The 18564-nt window shown below is 65.1% G+C and carries 18 protein-coding genes; 8 read left to right on the top strand and 10 right to left on the bottom strand.

Annotation, left to right across the window (positions count from 1 at the left end; all coding sequences use genetic code 11):
- Positions 1–26 precede the first annotated feature (26 nt).
- Complete coding sequence (gene qhpR / locus ASF84_RS19860; RefSeq protein ID WP_056840553.1) at positions 27–1097, bottom strand: AraC-like transcriptional regulator QhpR; 1071 nt, start codon at positions 1095–1097, stop codon at positions 27–29.
- A gap of 330 nt (positions 1098–1427) precedes the next feature.
- Between qhpR and exaC the strand changes: the two genes are divergently transcribed.
- The 4 genes from exaC (at position 1428) to eutC (ending at position 6734) form a co-directional block, all read left to right on the top strand.
- A complete protein-coding gene (gene exaC / locus ASF84_RS19855) occupies positions 1428–2948 on the top strand; it encodes an acetaldehyde dehydrogenase ExaC (protein WP_056840552.1) in 1521 nt (506 codons plus the stop codon).
- A 73-nt stretch (positions 2949–3021) separates the two neighbouring features.
- Positions 3022–4470 carry an ethanolamine permease gene (eat, locus tag ASF84_RS19850; RefSeq protein WP_056840551.1) on the top strand — a complete coding sequence of 483 codons (1449 nt, stop codon included), beginning with the start codon at positions 3022–3024 and terminating at the stop codon, positions 4468–4470.
- A 50-nt stretch (positions 4471–4520) separates the two neighbouring features.
- Positions 4521–5915, top strand: coding sequence for an ethanolamine ammonia-lyase subunit EutB (locus ASF84_RS19845; RefSeq protein ID WP_056840550.1), 1395 nt, complete (start codon positions 4521–4523; stop codon positions 5913–5915).
- 9 nt (positions 5916–5924) lie between these two features.
- The gene (gene eutC / locus ASF84_RS19840; RefSeq protein WP_056840549.1) at positions 5925–6734 is read left to right on the top strand and encodes an ethanolamine ammonia-lyase subunit EutC; all 810 of its coding nucleotides are present in this window, start codon (positions 5925–5927) and stop codon (positions 6732–6734) included.
- Between the two features lie 153 nt (positions 6735–6887).
- Here the strand turns inward: eutC and ASF84_RS19835 are convergent, their stop codons facing one another.
- A complete protein-coding gene (locus ASF84_RS19835; RefSeq protein WP_056840548.1) occupies positions 6888–8594 on the bottom strand; it encodes a flavin monoamine oxidase family protein in 1707 nt (568 codons plus the stop codon).
- 212 nt (positions 8595–8806) lie between these two features.
- Between ASF84_RS19835 and ASF84_RS19830 the strand changes: the two genes are divergently transcribed.
- Together ASF84_RS19830 and ASF84_RS19825 are read left to right on the top strand one after the other, a co-directional pair.
- A complete protein-coding gene (locus tag ASF84_RS19830; RefSeq protein ID WP_056840547.1) occupies positions 8807–10213 on the top strand; it encodes an adenosylmethionine--8-amino-7-oxononanoate transaminase in 1407 nt (468 codons plus the stop codon).
- Between the two features lie 81 nt (positions 10214–10294).
- Entirely contained in the window at positions 10295–11014 is a 720-nt protein-coding gene (locus tag ASF84_RS19825; RefSeq protein WP_056840546.1) for a 16S rRNA (uracil(1498)-N(3))-methyltransferase, read from the top strand.
- Positions 11015–11121: 107 nt separating this feature from the next.
- On the opposite strand, the gene trhA is transcribed toward ASF84_RS19825, so the two are convergent.
- The gene (trhA, locus tag ASF84_RS19820) at positions 11122–11736 is read right to left on the bottom strand and encodes a PAQR family membrane homeostasis protein TrhA (protein ID WP_056840545.1); all 615 of its coding nucleotides are present in this window, start codon (positions 11734–11736) and stop codon (positions 11122–11124) included.
- 142 nt (positions 11737–11878) lie between these two features.
- Here trhA and ASF84_RS19815 point away from each other — a divergent pair, with 142 nt between their 5' ends.
- Together ASF84_RS19815 and ASF84_RS19810 are read left to right on the top strand one after the other, a co-directional pair.
- Positions 11879–12790 (top strand): LysR family transcriptional regulator, encoded by a 912-nt coding sequence (locus ASF84_RS19815; RefSeq protein WP_056840544.1) that lies wholly within the window; start codon positions 11879–11881, stop codon positions 12788–12790.
- 571 nt (positions 12791–13361) lie between these two features.
- Entirely contained in the window at positions 13362–13631 is a 270-nt protein-coding gene (locus ASF84_RS19810; protein ID WP_056840543.1) for a DUF6124 family protein, read from the top strand.
- A 201-nt stretch (positions 13632–13832) separates the two neighbouring features.
- Here the strand turns inward: ASF84_RS19810 and madM are convergent, their stop codons facing one another.
- The 7 genes from madM to ASF84_RS19775 all read right to left on the bottom strand — a co-directional run bounded on the left by madM (position 13833) and on the right by ASF84_RS19775 (position 18563).
- The gene (madM, locus tag ASF84_RS19805; RefSeq protein WP_056840818.1) at positions 13833–14597 is read right to left on the bottom strand and encodes a malonate transporter subunit MadM; all 765 of its coding nucleotides are present in this window, start codon (positions 14595–14597) and stop codon (positions 13833–13835) included.
- A 5-nt stretch (positions 14598–14602) separates the two neighbouring features.
- On the bottom strand, positions 14603–15004 hold the full coding sequence (gene madL, locus ASF84_RS19800; protein ID WP_056840542.1) for a malonate transporter subunit MadL: 402 nt from the start codon (positions 15002–15004) through the stop codon (positions 14603–14605).
- 69 nt (positions 15005–15073) lie between these two features.
- Positions 15074–16009, bottom strand: coding sequence for a malonate decarboxylase subunit epsilon (gene mdcH, locus ASF84_RS19795; protein ID WP_056840541.1), 936 nt, complete (start codon positions 16007–16009; stop codon positions 15074–15076).
- Positions 16006–16623, bottom strand: coding sequence for a malonate decarboxylase holo-ACP synthase (locus tag ASF84_RS19790; RefSeq protein WP_421957991.1), 618 nt, complete (start codon positions 16621–16623; stop codon positions 16006–16008). The genes mdcH and ASF84_RS19790 overlap by 4 nt, the downstream gene beginning before the upstream one ends.
- On the bottom strand, positions 16620–17423 hold the full coding sequence (mdcE, locus tag ASF84_RS19785) for a biotin-independent malonate decarboxylase subunit gamma (protein ID WP_056840539.1): 804 nt from the start codon (positions 17421–17423) through the stop codon (positions 16620–16622). The genes ASF84_RS19790 and mdcE overlap by 4 nt, the downstream gene beginning before the upstream one ends.
- The gene (locus tag ASF84_RS19780) at positions 17420–18271 is read right to left on the bottom strand and encodes a biotin-independent malonate decarboxylase subunit beta (RefSeq protein ID WP_056840538.1); all 852 of its coding nucleotides are present in this window, start codon (positions 18269–18271) and stop codon (positions 17420–17422) included. The genes mdcE and ASF84_RS19780 overlap by 4 nt, the downstream gene beginning before the upstream one ends.
- Entirely contained in the window at positions 18264–18563 is a 300-nt protein-coding gene (locus ASF84_RS19775; protein WP_056840537.1) for a malonate decarboxylase subunit delta, read from the bottom strand. Before ASF84_RS19775 ends, ASF84_RS19780 begins: the two co-directional genes overlap by 8 nt.
- Position 18564: the final 1 nt, after the last annotated feature.

Raw genomic sequence — 18564 nt, 5'->3', positions numbered from 1 at the left:
GGTGGCTCCAACACTGTCGCGCGTTTTTACACCGGACCCTGCCGCCACTGGCGGGGGCTGACGCCGAACCAGCGGCGGAAGGCGCGGGAGAAGGCGCTGGATTCCGAATAGCCCAGCAAGGGCGCCAGGCTGGAAATCGGCAGCTGCGCCTGGCCCAGGTAGTGGGTGGCCAGCTCGCGGCGCAGGGTGTCGACCACTGCCGAGAAGCTCAGGTTGTGCTCGCGCAAGCGGCGTTGCAGCGCCCAACTGGACAGGCCCAGTTGCTCGGCGATGGTTTCCAGCACCGGCTCGCCTTCCAGCAGGCGCTGGCGCACCTGCTCGCGCACCGCATCGACGATGTCCAGCTCGCCTTGGCCGCCCAGGCGGCTGAGCTGGCTCAGCGAATCCTGCATCACCAGCAACAGCAACGGATCGCTCTGCGGCATGCTGCGTTGCAGGCCGCGCTTGGGGATCAACAGCGAATTGCACGGCTGCTCGAAATACACCGGTGCATCGAAGACTTTGCAGTGCTCATGCCAGTGCTCCGGGCGTGGATGCTCGAAATGCACCGCCCGCGGCGCCCACTGGTTGCCCAGCACATGACGGACCAGGTTGAGCGCCATGCCCAGGGTCAACTCGGCGTCCTGGCGCCGGCACAGAATGGCGCCGTGACGCACCTGGTAATCGAAGCGGTAGCACTCCCCGGCATCGACCAGGCGAATCAGGCTGTTGCGCTGGTGCAGTGGAAAGGCCCGGGCAAAATTGATCAGTGCCTGCTCGACCGTGGCCGAACACAGGCCGATATAGCCCAGCAACCCCAACGCCTGCGGCTTGAATTGCTGGCCGTAGTACAGGCCGAAATTGTCGCAGCCCGACTGGCGCGAGGCCTCTTCAAGCACCTGGCAGTAGTTGGGCAAGGCCAGGCTCAGGGTCGGGTGACGCAGTGATTCCGGGTCGATACCCGACACCCCCAGCACCCGGTCGGGGTCGCCGCCCTGCTTTTCGATGAAGTCGCACAGGCCGCTGGCGGCAGCAGCCAGCACGCCGGCATTGGCCTGGGCCCCGGCCAGCAGCGAAGCGCGCCCCGAGAGTTCCGGCTGGGCGAGAAGAATGCTCATCGAGGCCTCCTTTGTGACAAGTCATGTCAACAAGCAAGAAATACGCCGCCCATCCTCAACCGCCCGGCCCCCGCTGCCAGGCAGGTCAGAACAATACCCATAACGTTGTAGGACGCCCCAAAATGGGTCGTCAGGAAACACCCGCACCGCCGCAGAGCGGCGGATTTGACTCAACACGACAGCGCGATATGTCGTCGGCAAAAGTTGACCTCAGGTGACAAAAAGCCATTCTCAAGGTCAAGTCGGCGTCATGAAATCCGCTCAAGATGAAGACCAGCCTTATTCCTCAGGCCTTCTCGAATAACAAGAAACGTCGTCCGGAGAATACTCATGATCTATGCCAAACCAGGTACCGCAGGCGCTGTCATCACCCTCAAGCCACGCTATGGCAACTACATCGGTGGTGAGTTCACAGCCCCCGCGGGCGGTCAGTACTTCACCAACACCAGCCCGGTGGACGCCTCGGTGATCGGTGAGTTCCCGCGCTCGACGGCGGCGGACATCGACCAGGCGCTGGACGCCGCCCATGCCGCCGCCGAGGCCTGGGGCAAGACCTCGGTGCAGAACCGCTCGCGGATCCTGCTCAAGATCGCCGACCGCATCGAAGCCAACCTCGAATTGCTGGCCGTGGCCGAAAGCTGGGACAACGGCAAGGCCGTGCGCGAGACTTTGAACGCCGACGTGCCGCTGGCCGCTGACCATTTCCGCTACTTCGCCGGCTGCATCCGCGCCCAGGAAGGCAGCAGCGCCGAGATCGACGAACACACCGCGGCCTACCACTTCCACGAGCCGCTGGGCGTGGTCGGGCAGATCATCCCGTGGAACTTCCCGCTGCTGATGGCCGCCTGGAAGCTGGCCCCGGCCCTGGCCGCCGGCAACTGCGTGGTGCTCAAGCCGGCCGAGCAGACGCCCCTGTCGATCACTGTCTTCGCCGAGCTGGTGGGCGACCTGCTGCCGCCGGGTGTGCTCAACATTGTCCAGGGCTTTGGCCGCGAAGCCGGTGAAGCCCTGGCCACCAGCACGCGCATCGCCAAGATCGCCTTTACCGGCTCCACGCCGGTGGGCTCGCACATCATGAAATGCGCCGCCGCCAATATCATCCCGAGCACCGTCGAGCTGGGCGGCAAGTCGCCCAACGTATTCTTCGAAGACATCATGCAGGCAGAACCGGCCTTCATCGAGAAGGCCGCCGAAGGCCTGGTGCTGGCGTTCTTCAACCAGGGCGAGGTCTGTACCTGCCCGTCGCGGGCCCTGGTCCAGGAGTCGATCTTCGAGCCGTTCATGGTCGAGGTCATGAAGAAGATCAAATCGATCAAGCGCGGCAACCCGCTGGACACCGAGACCATGGTCGGCGCCCAGGCCTCGCAGCAGCAATATGAAAAGATCCTCGGTTACCTGGACATTGCCCAGCAGGAAGGCGCACAACTACTGACCGGCGGCGCCTCGGAGCAACTCGAAGGCGACCTGGCCGGCGGCTATTACATCCAGCCGACCCTGCTCAAGGGCACCAACGACATGCGCGTGTTCCAGGAAGAAATCTTCGGCCCGGTGGTCGGGGTGACCACCTTCAAGGACGAGGCCGAAGCCCTGGCAATCGCCAACGACACCGAGTTCGGCCTGGGCGCCGGCGTCTGGACCCGCGACATCAACCGCGCCTACCGCATGGGCCGGGCGATCAAGGCCGGACGTGTATGGACCAACTGTTACCACCTGTACCCGGCGCACGCTGCCTTCGGCGGCTACAAAAAGTCCGGGGTCGGGCGTGAAACCCACAAGATGATGCTCGACCACTACCAGCAGACCAAGAACCTGCTGATCAGCTACGACATCAACCCGCTGGGCTTCTTCTGATCTGCCGCCAAGACAGCCAATCCAACACAGCTGCGGCCCGCTGTTACCCGGCGGGCCACGAAGGAGTCCAGACATGTCCAAAGAGACACTTACCCCATCCGCCTCTCAGGGCGGCGTGGAAACCGAAGCGGTCGGCGCCGAGTATTTCGCCAGCCGCCAACTCAAACAAGGCGCTGCCGGCTGGGTATTGCTGATCGGCCTGGGCGTGGCCTATGTGATTTCCGGTGACTACGCCGGCTGGAACTTCGGCCTGGCCCAAGGCGGCTGGGGCGGCATGTTCATCGCCACCTTGCTGATGGCGACCATGTACCTGTGCATGTGCTTCTCGCTGGCCGAGCTGTCATCGATGATCCCCACCGCCGGCGGCGGCTATGGTTTCACCCGTACCGCGTTCGGCCCCTGGGGCGGCTTTCTGACCGGCACGGCAATCCTGATCGAATACGCCATCGCCCCCGCGGCGATTGCCTGCTTCATCGGCGCCTATTGCGAATCGCTGTTCGGCATCGGCGGCTGGATCATCTACCTGGTGTTCTACGTGGTGTTCATCGGCATTCACATTCTGGGTGCCGGTGAGGCCCTGAAACTGATGTTCGTAATCACCGCCGTAGCAGCCATCGCCCTGGGCGTGTACATCGTCGCGATGGTGCCGCACTTCCAGGTCGCCAACCTGTTCGACATTCCGGCCACCACCGCCGCCGGCGCCAGCAGCTTCCTGCCGTTCGGCTACATGGGCATCTGGGCCGCGCTGCCTTACGCCATCTGGTTTTTCCTGGCGGTCGAAGGCGTGCCACTGGCCGCCGAAGAAACCAAGGACCCCAAGCGCGACCTGCCCCGCGGCCTGATCGGCGCGATGCTGGTGCTGCTGGCCTTTGCCGGCCTGATCCTGCTGGTCGGTCCGGGTGCCGCCGGTGCGCAGGCGCTGGTCGCCTCCGGTAACCCGCTGGTCGAGTCGCTGGTCAAGGTCTATGGCGGTTCGACCTGGATGAGCCAGTTCGTCAACCTGGTCGGCCTGGCCGGTCTGATTGCCAGCTTTTTCTCGATTATCTACGCCTATTCGCGGCAGATCTTCGCCTTGTCGCGGGCCGGCTACCTGCCGCGCGGCCTGTCGCTGACCAACCGCAACAAGGCACCCGTAATGGCGCTGATCGTACCGGGCATCATCGGTTTCGGCCTGTCGCTGAGCGGTCAGGGCGATCTGTTGATTCTGGTGGCGGTTTTCGGTGCCACGCTGTCGTATGTACTGATGATGGCCGCGCACATCACCCTGCGCGTGCGGCGTCCGGACATGCCACGCCCGTATCGCACACCGGGTGGCGTAGTGACCTCGGCGGTGGCGCTGGTGCTGGCGGCCATTGCCCTGGTCGCAGGCTTTCTGGTCGACACGCGGGTGGTGATCGGCGCGGCGGTCATCTACGCACTGTTCATTGCCTACTTCGCCCTGTACAGCCGTCACCACCTGGTGTCGGGCACTCCCGAGGAAGAGTTCGCCGCCATCCAGGCTGCCGAACAATCCCTGCGCTGACCGGTACAAGGTGGCCACCCCCTGCGGGTGGCTACCACAGGAGACAGACCATGGCTCGTTTTACCCACACCATCGCCCACATGACCTGGTCCTTCGAGGACCTGCGCGAGCTGATGGCCAAGGCCAGCCCGGCGCGCTCCGGCGACTACCTGGCCGAGGTCGCCGCCGGCAGCGATGCCGAGCGCGCAGCGGCGCAGATGGCCCTGGCCAACGTGCCGCTCAAGCATTTCTTGCAGGAGATGCTGATTCCATATGAAAGCGATGAAGTCACCCGCCTGATCATCGACACCCACGACAGCGAGGCCTTCGCGCCGGTCAGCCACCTCACCGTGGGCGGGCTGCGTGACTGGCTGCTCAGCGAGCAGGCCGACGAACAGAGCCTCAAGGCGCTGGCCCCCGGCCTGACCCCGGAAATGGCCGCGGCGGTGTCGAAGATCATGCGCATCCAGGACCTGGTGCTGGTGGCGCAGAAAACCCGCGTCGAAACCCGCTTTCGCAACACCCAGGGCCTGCGCGGGCGGATGTCGACCCGCCTGCAGCCCAACCACCCCACGGACGATCCGGCCGGCATTGCCGCCAGCATCGTCGACGGCCTGCTGTACGGCAACGGCGATGCCATGATCGGCATCAACCCGGCCACCGACAGCATGAGTTCGATCTGCACACTGGTGGAGATGCTTGATGCGATCATCCAGCGTTACCAGATCCCGACCCAGTCGTGCGTGCTGACCCACGTCACCAGCTCGATTGCCGCCATCGAACGCGGCGCGCCGCTGGACCTGGTGTTCCAGTCCATTGCCGGCACCGAGGCGGCCAATGCCAGTTTTGGCGTCAGCCTGAAGATTCTGCAGGAAGGCTATGACGCCGGCCTGAGCCTCAAGCGCGGCACCCTGGGCAACAACCTGATGTACTTCGAGACCGGCCAGGGCAGCGCGCTGTCGGCCAACGCCCATCATGACGTCGACCAGCAGACCTGCGAGACCCGCGCCTACGGCGTGGCCCGGCATTTCAATCCGTTTCTGGTCAACACCGTGGTCGGCTTCATCGGCCCCGAGTACCTGTACAACGGCAAGCAGATCATCCGCGCCGGCCTGGAAGACCACTTCTGCGGCAAGCTGCTGGGGGTGCCGATGGGCTGCGACATCTGCTACACCAACCATGCCGAGGCCGACCAGGACGACATGGACGTGCTGCTGACCCTGCTGGGCGCGGCCGGCATCAACTTCATCATGGGCATTCCGGGCTCGGACGATGTGATGCTCAACTACCAGACCACCTCGTTCCACGATGCGCTGTATGCCCGCCAGGTGCTGGGCCTGCATGCCGCACCGGAATTCGAGCAGTGGCTGGCACGCATGGGCATCTTCCAGCAGCAGGGCGGTCAACTGCGCATGGGCAGCGAATTGCCACCGGCATTTCGCCAGGCCCTGGCGCAACTCAGTTAAGAGGTGCTCATGACAGACAAATCGCCCGCCACCGAAAACCCCTGGCAGCACCTGCGCCAGCTGACCCCGGCGCGCATCGCCCTGGGCCGCGCCGGCACCAGTCTGCCCACGGCGGCGCAACTGGACTTTCAGTTCGCCCACGCCCAGGCCCGCGACGCGGTGCACCTGCCGTTCGACCACGAAGGCTTGCGCGAAGAACTGCAAGGTCGCCAGCTCGACACCTTGCTGGCGCACAGTGCCGCGCCCGATCGCCACACCTACCTGCAGCGCCCTGACCTGGGCCGGCGGCTGAACGAGGAATCCGCGCAGGCGCTGGACGCCTACGCTGCGCAGCAGGGCAAAGGCTTCGACCTGGCGATCGTCATCGCCGACGGCCTGTCGTCGCTGGCCGTGCGCCGGCACAGCCTGCCGTTTCTCGACAAGCTGCTGGAGCAGGTGAATGAAGCGGGCTGGTCGCTGGCGCCCATCACCCTGGTGCAACAGGGCCGGGTCGCGGTGGCCGATGAAGTGGCGCAGCGGCTGGGGGCGAAGATGAGCGTGATCCTGATCGGCGAACGACCAGGACTCAGCTCACCGGACAGCCTGGGGCTGTATTTCACCTACGGCCCCAAAGTCGGGCTCAACGACGCCTACCGCAACTGCATCTCCAACGTGCGGCTTGAAGGGCTGAGCTACGGCATGGCGACCTTTCGCCTGATGTACCTGATGCGCGAAGCCTGCCGCCGCCAGCTCTCCGGCGTCGACCTCAAGGACGAAGCCGAAGTGCCGGTGCTGGACAACGAAGGACCGGGGAACTTCCTGCTGAACGACAAGCGCTGAGCCCCTGCCACGCCCCTTCTGATCCCGTAGGAGCGCGCTTGCCCGCGACCGGCTGCGTTAGCAGTCGTAAATTTTCAGCGTTTCGCAGATTTTGCGAGCGCTACGCACTCGGTCGCGGGCAAGCGCGCTCCTACAGCGGGTTCGCGTTGGCCTCTATGGCGCGGTTTTCCTGGCCGGTTCTTTCTTGGGGCTTTCCTTGTGGGTCGAGGCCTTGTGGTGGGGCTCTTTCTTGACGGCTTCCTTCTTCACCGGTGTTTTCGCCGGTTCGACCTTGGCTGGAACCACCACCGGGGCCGGGACGGGTGCCGGTGTCGGCGCCATCACCGGGGCGGCCGGTACGGGCTCTGGCAAGGGTGCAGGCGCCGGGGCCTTGGCGGCCGGGGCTTCGTCGGCACGGCCGAACAGCTTGTCGAAGAACCCAGGCTCGGCTTTTTTCGCCGGCACGGCCACCGGCACGGCCGGGATGACTTTAGGCTCGAACGACTTGCCCGCCGCCAGGTCCTGCACCTGGCTGGCGGCGCGCTGGCCACTGCGCAAGGCGCCTTCCAGGGTGCCGGGGTACAGGGTGTCGGTATGCTCGCCGGCAAAGGCGATACGCTGCACCGGCTTTTCCCACAGGCGCCAGAACTTGCTGATCTGCCCCGGGCCATAGGCCAGGTACGAACCACCAGTGCCGGGGTCGACGCTGTAGCGGCGGATTTCATAGCCGGTGTAGGCGCCACGCGCCTGTGGGTACAGCGTGTGCAGGCGAATCAGCACCTGGTCGACCAGTTGCTTGTCGCCAAAGGCCTGCATGATCCGTGCATTGTCGCCTGACAGGTTGATCACCACATTGGCGCCGCCCTTGAGCGCCGGCTCGATCCACAGCATGCCCAGGCCGGTGTTGCTGAAGATCTCGCCCGACAGGCGCGCCTTGCTGTCCCATACCGGGGTCTTGAACTTGAGCATGATCTGGTCGCGCCAACCGTAGTTGGTGCCCTTGAGCGCCGCCTGGTGCTTGCCGTCCAGCGCCGGGGTGAGCTGGATCTTGCCCAGCGCCCGCAGCGGCACGGCCAGCACCACATAGTCGGCGCTGTAGCCTACGGCGCCCACCTTGACGGTGACGCTGTCCTTGTCCTGAATGATCGCCGACACCGGCGACTGGGTCTTGATCGACTTGATCTGCCGGGTCAGTGCCTCGACCAGCACGGCGCTGCCACCGGGCAGGCGCGCGGCACGGCGGTCGCGCTCATCGACACCCCGGTAGACCCGGGTCTGCTGGGCAAAATACAGCAGCGACAGGCGCGAAGGCTCGTCATAGCGGGTACGGATCTGCTGGTTGACCAGTTGCCGGGCCACCGGTGGCAGGTTCTGGCGGTCCAGCCAGTTGGACACGTTGATCTGGTCCAGCGCAAACAGCGTGCTGTTGGCCGCCGGATTTTCCGGGTCGTCGATGGAGCGCGCCAGGTTATCCAGCGTGGCGTCGTAACGCTTGAGCGCTTCGGCCGTGGCCGGTTGCTTCACGGCCAGGTCAGCCGCGGTGAAGTACTCGCCATCAATCAGGTAGCCGGGCGTACGCACGTATTCCGGTGCCGCCACGCTGGTCAGCTTGAAGCGCTCCAGGTACTGGTTGAGCAGCGGCTGGGCCTTGCTGTTGCCGATCCACTCACTGCCGGCCAGCCCCGAACGGCCGCCAGTGCTGCCACGGGCTTCGAGCACCGTCACCTGCCAGCCCTTGGCTTGCAGTTCATAAGCGGCGGTCAGTCCCGCCAGCCCGCCGCCGACCACAATGGCCGTGCGCGGCTTGTCATCGGCGAGCGTATTGACGCTGACCAGCCCTATTACCACCAACACACAGGCACGCAGCCAGGCCGAACGCATTGCGCAAACTCCGATAAAAAATGTGGGAAATGTCAGCAACATGCTGCAATAAAACGCGAAGAGCGGCGCAGCATACGTCAGCCATCAAAAGGCCGCCAGCCGTGCTTGCAGCGCTGTCGCTGCCAGCAAAGGTTGTCCCATGAGCCAGCATTCACTAGGCTGGCGCCATTGTTTGCCCTCGCACCCAGCGAGTCGCTTGACGGAGATTGCCCATGGGCCTGAACGATCAATGGATGCAGCGCGACCTGGCGGTGCTGTGGCACCCCTGCACCCAGATGAAAGATCACGAACACCTGCCACTGATTCCCATCCGCCGGGGTGAAGGCGTGTGGCTGGAAGACTTCGAAGGCAAGCGCTACCTGGACGCGGTGAGTTCCTGGTGGGTCAATGTCTTCGGCCACGCCAACCCGCGCATCAACCAGCGCATCAAGGACCAGGTCGATCAGCTTGAACATGTGATTCTCGCCGGCTTCAGTCACCAGCCGGTGATCGAGTTGTCCGAACGCCTGGTCAAGCTCACCCCTGAGGGCCTGACCCGCTGTTTCTATGCCGACAACGGTTCGTCGTGCATCGAGGTGGCGCTGAAGATGAGCTTTCACTACTGGCTCAATCGCGGCCAGCCGGGCAAGCAACGCTTCGTCACCCTGACCAACAGCTACCACGGCGAGACCATGGCGGCGATGTCGGTGGGCGATGTGCCGCTGTTCACCGAAACCTATAAGCCGCTGCTGATGGACACCCTCAAAGTGCCCAGCCCCGACTGCTTCCACCGCCCGGACGGGGTGAGCTGGGAAGACCACTCGCGCACAATGTTCCAGGCCATGGAGCAGACCCTGGCCGAGCACCATGCGAGTGTGGCGGCGGTGATCGTCGAGCCGTTGATCCAGGGCGCCGGCGGCATGCGCATGTACCACCCGGTGTACCTCAAATTGCTGCGCGAGGCCTGCGACCGCTACGGCGTGCACCTGATCCATGACGAGATCGCCGTGGGCTTTGGCCGCACCGGCACGATGTTCGCCTGCGAACAGGCCGGCATCCGCCCGGATTTCCTGTGCCTGTCCAAGGCCCTGACCGGTGGCTACCTGCCGCTGGCGGCCTGCCTGACCACCGACGAGGTGTACGGCGCCTTCTACGACGACTACCCGACCCTGCGCGCCTTTCTGCATTCGCACAGCTACACCGGCAATCCGCTGGCCTGTGCCGCCGCCCTGGCGACCCTGGACATCTTCGAGCAGGACAACGTCATCGAGGCCAACAAGGCCCTGGCCCGGCGCATGGCCACCCGCACCGCGCACCTGGCCGACCACCCCAACGTGGCCGAAGTGCGCCAGACCGGCATGGCGCTGGCCATCGAGATGGTCCAGGACAAGGCCAGCAAGACGCCCTACCCCTGGCAGGAACGCCGCGGCCTGAAGGTCTTCCAGCACGCCCTGGAACGTGGCGCCCTGCTGCGCCCGCTGGGCAACGTGGTGTACCTGCTGCCGCCGTACGTGATCACTGAAGAGCAGATCGACTTTCTGGCCGAGGTGGCCAGCGAGGGCATCGACATTGCCACCCGCGAAAGCATCAGCGTGCCGGTACGCGAAGGCTTCCACCCTGATTTTCGTGATCCGGGCTAAACCCGTCAGACAACACGAAACCCAATGTGGGAGGCGGCTTGCCGGCCTGCGACTTAAGACTTTTTACCAGAGACCCCTTGCATGAGACTGTCCCGCTTCTTCATCGACGCCCCGCTGAGCCTGGGCGAACACACCTTGCCCGAGGCCCAGGCGCACTACATCGGCCGGGTGCTGCGCATGACCGAAGGCCAGGCCCTGCAAGTGTTCGACGGCTCCGGCCATGAATACCGTGGCACCTTGCTGGAAGTGGGCAAGAAACAGGTGCGCGTGCAGCTCGACGAGCAGTTTGCCGGCCAGCCCGAATCGACCCTGCGCATTCATCTGGGCCAGGGCCTGTCGCGGGGCGAGCGCATGGACTGGGCGATCCAGAAGGCCACCGAACTGGGCGTGGCCGAGATCACCCCCATCGTCAGCGAGCGCTGTGAAGTGCGCCTGAAGGACGAGCGGGCGCAAAAGCGCCAGGACCACTGGCAACAGATCGCCATCAGCGCCTGCGAACAGTGCGGCCGCTCCGTGGTGCCGGTGATTCACCCGCCGCAGCCTTTGGCCGACTGGCTCAAGCAGACCCAGGCCGACCTGAAGCTGGTACTGCACCCGGTCGCCGAGCCGCTGAGCAGCCACCCGGCGCCCGGCACCCTGGCCTTCCTGATCGGCCCCGAAGGCGGGCTCGGCGACCAGGAAGTCGAGCAGGCCAAAGCCTGCGGCTACCATGCCGCCCGCCTCGGCCCGCGCGTGCTGCGTACCGAAACCGCCCCGGTGGTGGCCCTGAGCGTGGCACAGCAACTGTGGGGCGATTTCTGACCGCGATGTCTGTAGCGACCACCGGTCGCGAAAGGGCCGGTACATTCAATATCGCCGGCGGCTGGCTCTGCATTCGCGACCGTTGGTCGCTCCTACGGGTTTTGCGTCTACACCACATACCCACAGATCGCCACAAAGTGCATCAGGCTGCCGGCGATCACGAACAGGTGCCAGATGCCGTGCCAGTGGCGGATATGGTCGAAGGCAAAGAAGAGGATGCCGACGGTGTACATCACCCCGCCGCCGGCCAGCCAGGCAAAGCCTGCCGGGCCCAGCGTGGCCAGCAGCGGCTTGACTGCCACCAGCACGATCCAGCCCATCACCGCGTAGATCACCACGGACAGCACACGCGCCTCGGAGCGCGGCTTGATCTCTTGCAGGATACCGATCAGCGCCAGCGCCCAGACCACGCCGAACAGGCTCCAGCCCCAGGGCCCGCGCAGCGACACCAGGCAAAACGGGGTGTAGCTGCCGGCGATCATCAGGTAGATCGAAAAGTGATCGACCTTGCGCATGATCGTCTTCGCCCGCCCCTGCACGCTGTGGTAAACGGTCGAGGCGCTGTACAGCGCCACCAGGCACACGCCGTACACCGCGATGCTGACAATCTTCCAGATATCGTGCTGCACGCTGGCCAGCACCAGCAGCCAGACGGCACCGATCGTCGCCAGCACGGTGCCGACCAGGTGCGACCAGGCGTTGAATTTTTCTCCGTAGTACATCGGTTGCTTGCCCTTTTGTGACCGAAGGTTCCACCGTTATAAACGGTTTTGCATGACACCCTTTAACAACCGGTGGATTTAACGCAGCCATCTGCCGGCGACTTGGGCACAATCGAGGGCACGCCCATCACCAGCGCCCGCCATGCAGATCGACGATGAATTGACCCTCAAGAAGCTCGAAACATTCCTGGCCTTCATGCGCACCGGCAACCTGAGCCGCGCCGCCGCCGAGCTGCAGACCAGCAATGTCAGCGTGCACCGCGCCATCCACTCACTGGAAAGTGCCCTGCGCTGCCCGCTGTTCAAGCATGAGGGCCGCAACCTGACGCCGCTGGAAAGCGCCTATGTGCTGGAAGAGCGCGCACAAAAGCTGATCCAGGACGTGCTGGCCGCCGTCGAGCATACCCGCCAGGCCGCCGGCTTCTCGGCCGCGCGCTTCCGGCTCGGTGCCTTGTACTCGCTGACCGTGCGCACCGTGCCGCAGTTGATCATGGGCCTGAAGCTGCGCCGCAGCGAGCTGAACATCGACCTGATCCTGGGCTCGAACATGGACCTGTTGTACAAGCTCAAGAACATGGAAGTGGACGCGATGCTGGTGTCGCTGGACGAGAACGTGCACGACCCGGACTGCGACCACCTGCCGTTGTTCAGTGATGACATCTTCCTGGCCGTGCCGGTCGACTCGCCGTTTGCCCGGCACCCCGAGGTCGACCTGAGCGACCTGCGTGAAGAAACCTTCATCACCCTGACCCAGGGCTTCGCCACCCACCGCGACGGCATCCGGGTGTTCCAGCAGGCGGGCTTCGAGCCCAAGGTGGCGATGCAGGTCAATGACATCTTCACCTTGCTGAGCATGGTCAGTTCCGGAGTGGGCTACGCCCTGCTGCCGGGGCGCATCGCCGCGGTGTATGAAAACCGCGTCAAACTGATCCCGCTGCAGGCGCGTTACCGCATGCAGCAGGCCATCGGCGTGGTGTTCCTCAAATCCCGCGAACGCGACCCGAACCTGCTGGCACTGGTGGCCGAGTGCCGGATGTACGCCAGCCGTACCTGAATGGGATACACGGTCTGTAGGAGCGCGCTTGCCGGAATGCCGGACCACCGCGACCGAGTGCGTTAGCAGTCGTAAAATTGTGGCGTTTCATAGATCCCGGATGGGTTAATAGTCATGCGTTTGTGGCGTTTCCGAGATTTTGCGAGCGCTGCGCACTCGGTCGCGGGCAAGCGCGCACCTACAAGAGTCCGTACCAGACGTGGCTGTCGGAAATATCCGGTTATCGCGCGGTTTTTCGGATGTTTCTGTCAGCCGATTGCAAGACATCTCTCTTTCTCTTGAGGGAAATTTCCGAGACAATCCCGACCGCTTGCGCCTGCCTGATCGGGTCACTAGGCTGCCTACCGTCACTGCCAATTCAGTGACACGGGGGTAGTAGCCCGTAGTCAGGCGCACAGCGCCACCTTATGCAAGGTGCTTTTTTTCGGCCTGCATTTATGGCGGTCGTGCGTGGGGCACCTTCGGGTGCACGGATACCTGATCTCCGGACTACTACCCCTGCGCACGGCTGCCACCCTTCGCGTAGTAGTGAAAGGTGTCGGCCTCTTGAAATGATCAGGAGGTTACACCCATGAAGAAAATCGTCCCCGACCCACCGCTCACCCTCGAAATCCCCGCCCTTGGCACCACCCTCGAACTTCTGGAAATCCAGCTCGCCGAAGCCTCGGACCTGCTGCGCTGTGCCGGCGCCACAGTGTACGAATGCGCCGACAGCCTGAGCGGCCAACCCCGTCACCTGGCCATGGCATCAATGCGCCTGGTCAGCCAGGCCCAGGAAGTGGTCGACCGGCTGCTTGATCAATTGCAGCCACAGGCTGTGGCGACATGCCCCAATAACTGACGCAACGCTCTCTGCAGCCGCTCCTACGGATACCACTGGCAGTAGGAGCGCGCTTGCCCGCGACCGAGTGCGTTAGCGCTCGTAAAATCTCGGAAACGCCACAATTTTACGACTGCTAACGCAGCCGGTCGCGGGCAGAGCGTGCTCCTACGCCAGCCCTATGCTTGCGGCGCGCCAAGGCGGCAGGTGATCGCCTATGACCTACCCGAAAATTGCCCGCATCGCCACATACAACAGCGAGGGCCCGAGCAGGCAGCCCAGTGCGGTGTAGAACGCCGCCGTCAGGCAACCGTAGGGCACCAGCTTCGGATCGGTGGCGGCCAGGCCGCCGGCCACGCCGCTGGAGGTGCCCATCAGGCCGCCGAAGATCACCGCGCTGCGCGGGTTGTTCAGGCCGATGAACGGGGCAATGAACGGTGTGGCGACCATCACCAGGATGGCCTTGATCAGGCCGGCGGCAATCGACAGGGCCATGACTTCGGAGCTGGCGCCAATCGCCGCACCGGTGACCGGGCCGACGATATAGGTCACCGCGCCGGCGCCGATGGTGGTCAGGCTGACCGCATCGGTGTAGCCGAAGGCCAGGGCCACGCCGACGCCGGCCACGAACGAGGTGCCGATGCCGACGAACAGCGAGAACACGCCTACATAGCCGGCGCGCTTGAGTTCGTTGACATTGACCCCGAAGGCGGTGGCCACAATGGCGAAGTCACGCAACATGGCGCCACCCAGCAGGCCGATGCCGGACAGCAGCGGCAGGTCGACCAAGCCTTTCTGGCCGCCGGTCACGGCGCCGCCGACATAGGCCAGGGCCAGGCCCAGCAGGATGGCAATCGCCGAGCCGTGCAGGCGGCCCTTGGTGAAGGTGTTGGACATCCAGTAGGACACCCACATGGTGATGCCGATCACGGCGAAGCCGGCGACCAGGCCATAACCACCTACCACTTTGATTATCGATTCGTACATGGCGCTCACCCCGCCGTCTTGCTGGGGGCGACCGCTTCAGGCTCGACGCTGGCGCCGCCGCCCATCCGGGTCAGGACTGGCACCATCGCGAAGGCCACCGCCACCGCCAGCGTGCCGGCCAGGATCGCCATCGGGCCGCCCTTGAGCGCGCCGAACACGTTCTGCTGCGCCGCCATCGCCACCACGATGGGGATGTAGATCGCGCTCCAGAACTCGACGCCCTGCTCGGACTTGCCGGCCAGTACGCCGCGCTTGTTGAGGTAACTGCCCAGGCCGATCAGCAGGATCATGGCGATGCCGACGCCGCCGACATTGGCCGGCACGCCGATCAACCGGCCCAGGACCTCGCCGATGAACAGGCCTGCCAGGGTACAAAATGCTAGAAATGCCACACCGTAGATAATCATTGTTGTTATTCCTTTGTTTGCATTGCTGAAGTTGTTGTTTTTGTCCTTCGTAGCAGCTGCACTCGGTGTTCAGGAGTGGGGGCTTTCCTCCTCGCGCGACAAGGCGACCAGACTGTCGAGACGGGCGCCGTCAAAGGCGATCGCCGTGGCGTGTTGCAGGGTTTTGCGGCCCAACCCGGTCAGTACCGACCCGGGCGGCATTTCGATCTGCAGGTGCACACCGCGCTCGAAGGCGGTCTCTGCGGTGCTGCGCCAGTCGATGACCCGGCACATGTTGAAAGCCAGGTCGTCGCGCAGTTTGTCGGCGTGGTAGATCGGCCTGGCCGAGGTGCCGCTGAGGTAGCGCAGCCGGGGGGTGCGTACCTCAACCTTGGCAAAGGCCTCATTCAGCGCCCGCGCCGGACCGTCGAGCAGCGGGCAATGCGACGGCACGCTGACCGCCAGGCGTTTTGCGCCACTGGCACCCGCCGCCCTGGCCCGCCGTGCGACCTCTTGCATGGCTGCCACGCTGCCGGCAATCACCAGTTGCCGCTCGGCGTTGATATTGGCCAGAAACACCGGTGCCTGCGGGCCGTTGACCTGAGCCAGCAAACGCTCGATCTCGGACAACTCCAGACCGAGGATCACGGTCATGCCGTAGCCTTCGGGGTAGGCGTTGTGCATCAGCTCGCCGCGCAGGGCGACCAGCCGCAGGGCCTCGTCGAAGGCCAGCGCCCCGGCAACCACCGCCGCCGGGTAAGCGCCGATGGACAGGCCGGCGACAAAGTCGGTGCTGCAGCCGTTTTGCTCCAGCAGGCGCGCCGCCCCAACGCCTGCGATCAGCAGGCACAGCTGCACGGCACGGGTGCCGCGCAAGGCCTGCTCGCTGTCCAGCGCCAGCACATCTTCACCCAGCACCTCACAGGCCTGGTTCACGGTGTCCTGCACCACGGTCGCTTGCGCCAGGCGGTGCAGCATGCCCGGTTGCTGCGCGCCCTGGCCGGGGAACACCCACAGGCGGCTCATGCACAGGCCTGCAAACGCTGCCAGGGATCGCTGAGCAACTGCGCGCCCTCACAGGTCTTGAGCAGGACCTGGCGTGACGCCCCGGCCCATTCGCGCAGGGCCAGCGCCCCGTGCGGCAGTTGCAACTGCACATCGACCCGGCAGGGCGCGCTGTCCAGCACCGCGACCAGGTCGGCAGCCCAGGCGCGGGACACGCACACCGGCGTGCGCACGATCAGGTCCAGGTCGCTGCCTTCATGCAGCGCGGCCACACCACAGGCCAGTTCGAACCCGGCACTGCCCGCCACGCCCCAGGCCAGGCCCAGTGCGTGCATGAGCGGGCGGACGTGTTGCAGGGCCCGCAAGGCCGGCATGTCACGCAGTCTGTCGGCCTCGATCAATTGCTCCGGCCGTACCTGACGCACCACGGCCGAACGCGGCAGGCTGGCGGCATGCCGCTGCTCACGGCGCAGCCCGCGGATGCCCACGGCAATGCGCTCCGGCGCCAGCCTTTCACGGCGTACCACCACCGGCTGGCCTTGGCGCACCACCTCAATGGCCCAGGCCGGCGCATCGGCCGCCAGTTCGGCCACCGTCATGCCCCAGAGCAAGTCGTGGGGAAGCAGGCTGTTCATGCCCATTGCTCGCGCAGCCGCTGGCGCACCTGCGCCGAGGCCGCCCGATGGCGGGCGCCGAGCCGACCGCTGAGGTCGCGACCGCTGCGTCGTACATCGGCGATGGCCGCATTCAACACCTGGCGCACCTGGGCCAGGTCGTCGGCACCGGGTTGCTCGATGCGCCCGACGGTGAGGGTTTCCCACAGCAGGCCGAGGCTGGCGTAGCTGTCGATGTCATAGGCCATCGGCGCAATGCTGGCGGCGAGTTTTTCCAGTTCGTCGACGCTGCGCTGGGTGACGCGCGCGGCCGAGGCCTTGCCCATCGCATGCACCATGACCCCCGGATCGCGCAGGGCAATCAGACGGTTGGCCTGGTAGCCGTGAGCCAGGAATGCCCCGGACATCGCCTTGCCGACCAGCAGGCCGATCACCGGATGCCCGGCCAGCCGGGCCCGGGCGTAGCTGTCCACGGCCCCGGCCAGTGCCTGATGAATGCCCAGCGCTTCTTCGCGGCGGCCATAGGCCTGGCTGGGCACGTCGATAATGGCGATCAGCGCCCGCTTATCATCCAGTGCGCGGTCCTGCTCGATCACCTGGTCCACAGCCTTGGCCAGCCCCCAGCCTTCCAGCAGCCCGACTTCGCCTTCGCGGGCGCGGGGAAACGGATTGGCGGCATCAGCCACCACGGCGATGAAGCGTACCGGCTGTTCACCCAGCGTGGCGTCGACCGCGCGCACCGAAGGCGGCAGGCCGGCCACAGGCTGACCTTGGGCGCCCAAGGCGTCGAGCCAGTTCAGGCCCCGTTGTGAAGCGCTCATGAGCGGTCTCCTTGATAGAGGGTGCGCACCGTCTGCGCATCGATCTGCGGCGCGGTGTCGAGTTGCCCCAGGCGTTGCAGGTAGTCGGCGTACTGCCCGCTGCGATGGCGGGCCGGTACACCCTGCTCCAGCCAGGCACTGACCTGCCGTTGAATGTCGTGGGTGTCGTCGGCGGCAAAACCGTCCACCAAAGCGCTGGCAAAGCGTTGCTCACCACCGGTCAGGCTCCAGATGAACGGCCGGTCGCGTGAGTCGTATTCCTCGATGCCGGCTTCCTGCTCGATCACCTGCGGACCGTTCAGGCCCAGTCGCGCTTCGCGGGTCACCAGCACATAGCTGCACAGGCCGGCGGCGATCGACATGCCGCCAAAGCACCCCACACTGCCGGCCACCACGCCGATCACCGGCTGGTACTGGCGCAGGTCGACGATGGCGGCCTGGATCTCGGCAATCGCCGCCAGCCCCAGGTTGGCTTCCTGCAAGCGCACGCCGCCGGTTTCCAGCAGCAGGATGGCGGCAGTAGGGATGCCATTGCGGTTGTCCTCGGCGGCCAGTTCCAGTGCGCCGGCCATTTTCGCGCCGCCGACCTCGCCCATGCTGCCGCCCTGGAACGCGCCTTCGATGGCGGCGATGACCACTGGCCGGCCTTGCACGGTACCCTTGGCGATCACTACGCCGTCATCGGCCTGCGGCACCACGCCCTGCTGCACCAGCCAGGGCGAAATCAGGCGCTCGAAGGGGTCGATCAATTCACGGAAGCTGCCCGCATCGAGCAAGGCTTTGGCACGCTGGCGGGCACCCAGTTCGATGAAGCTGTGTTGCTGCAGCAAGCGGGCGGTGTCAGTCATGGCCGACCTCCTCGAAGCCTTGTTCCAGACGCAGGCGCACCACCCCTGGCGTGGCGCCGAAGTCATGGATGTCGATGTTCAGGGCCTGGGGCACCTGGCCGTCGAACATGCGCTGGAACAGATGCTCCCAGCGCGCACTGGCGCCGTTGACCGAAGTCACCACGCGGATCGACAACTTGCCCGGCAAACCCGGTTCCAGCAGCACCTCAAGGTCGCCGGAGCCGACACAGCCGACCAGCGCACGGCCGCGTGGCGGTTGCCCGGCCGGAAATTCGAATGACAGGGTTTCCATG

The sequence above is a fragment of the Pseudomonas sp. Leaf127 genome (assembly GCF_001423155.1).
Classification (GTDB): Bacteria; Pseudomonadota; Gammaproteobacteria; order Pseudomonadales; family Pseudomonadaceae; genus Aquipseudomonas; species Aquipseudomonas ovata.
The sequence above is the reverse complement of the archived record's forward strand: the minus strand, read 5'-3'. Positions and strand labels throughout refer to the sequence as shown.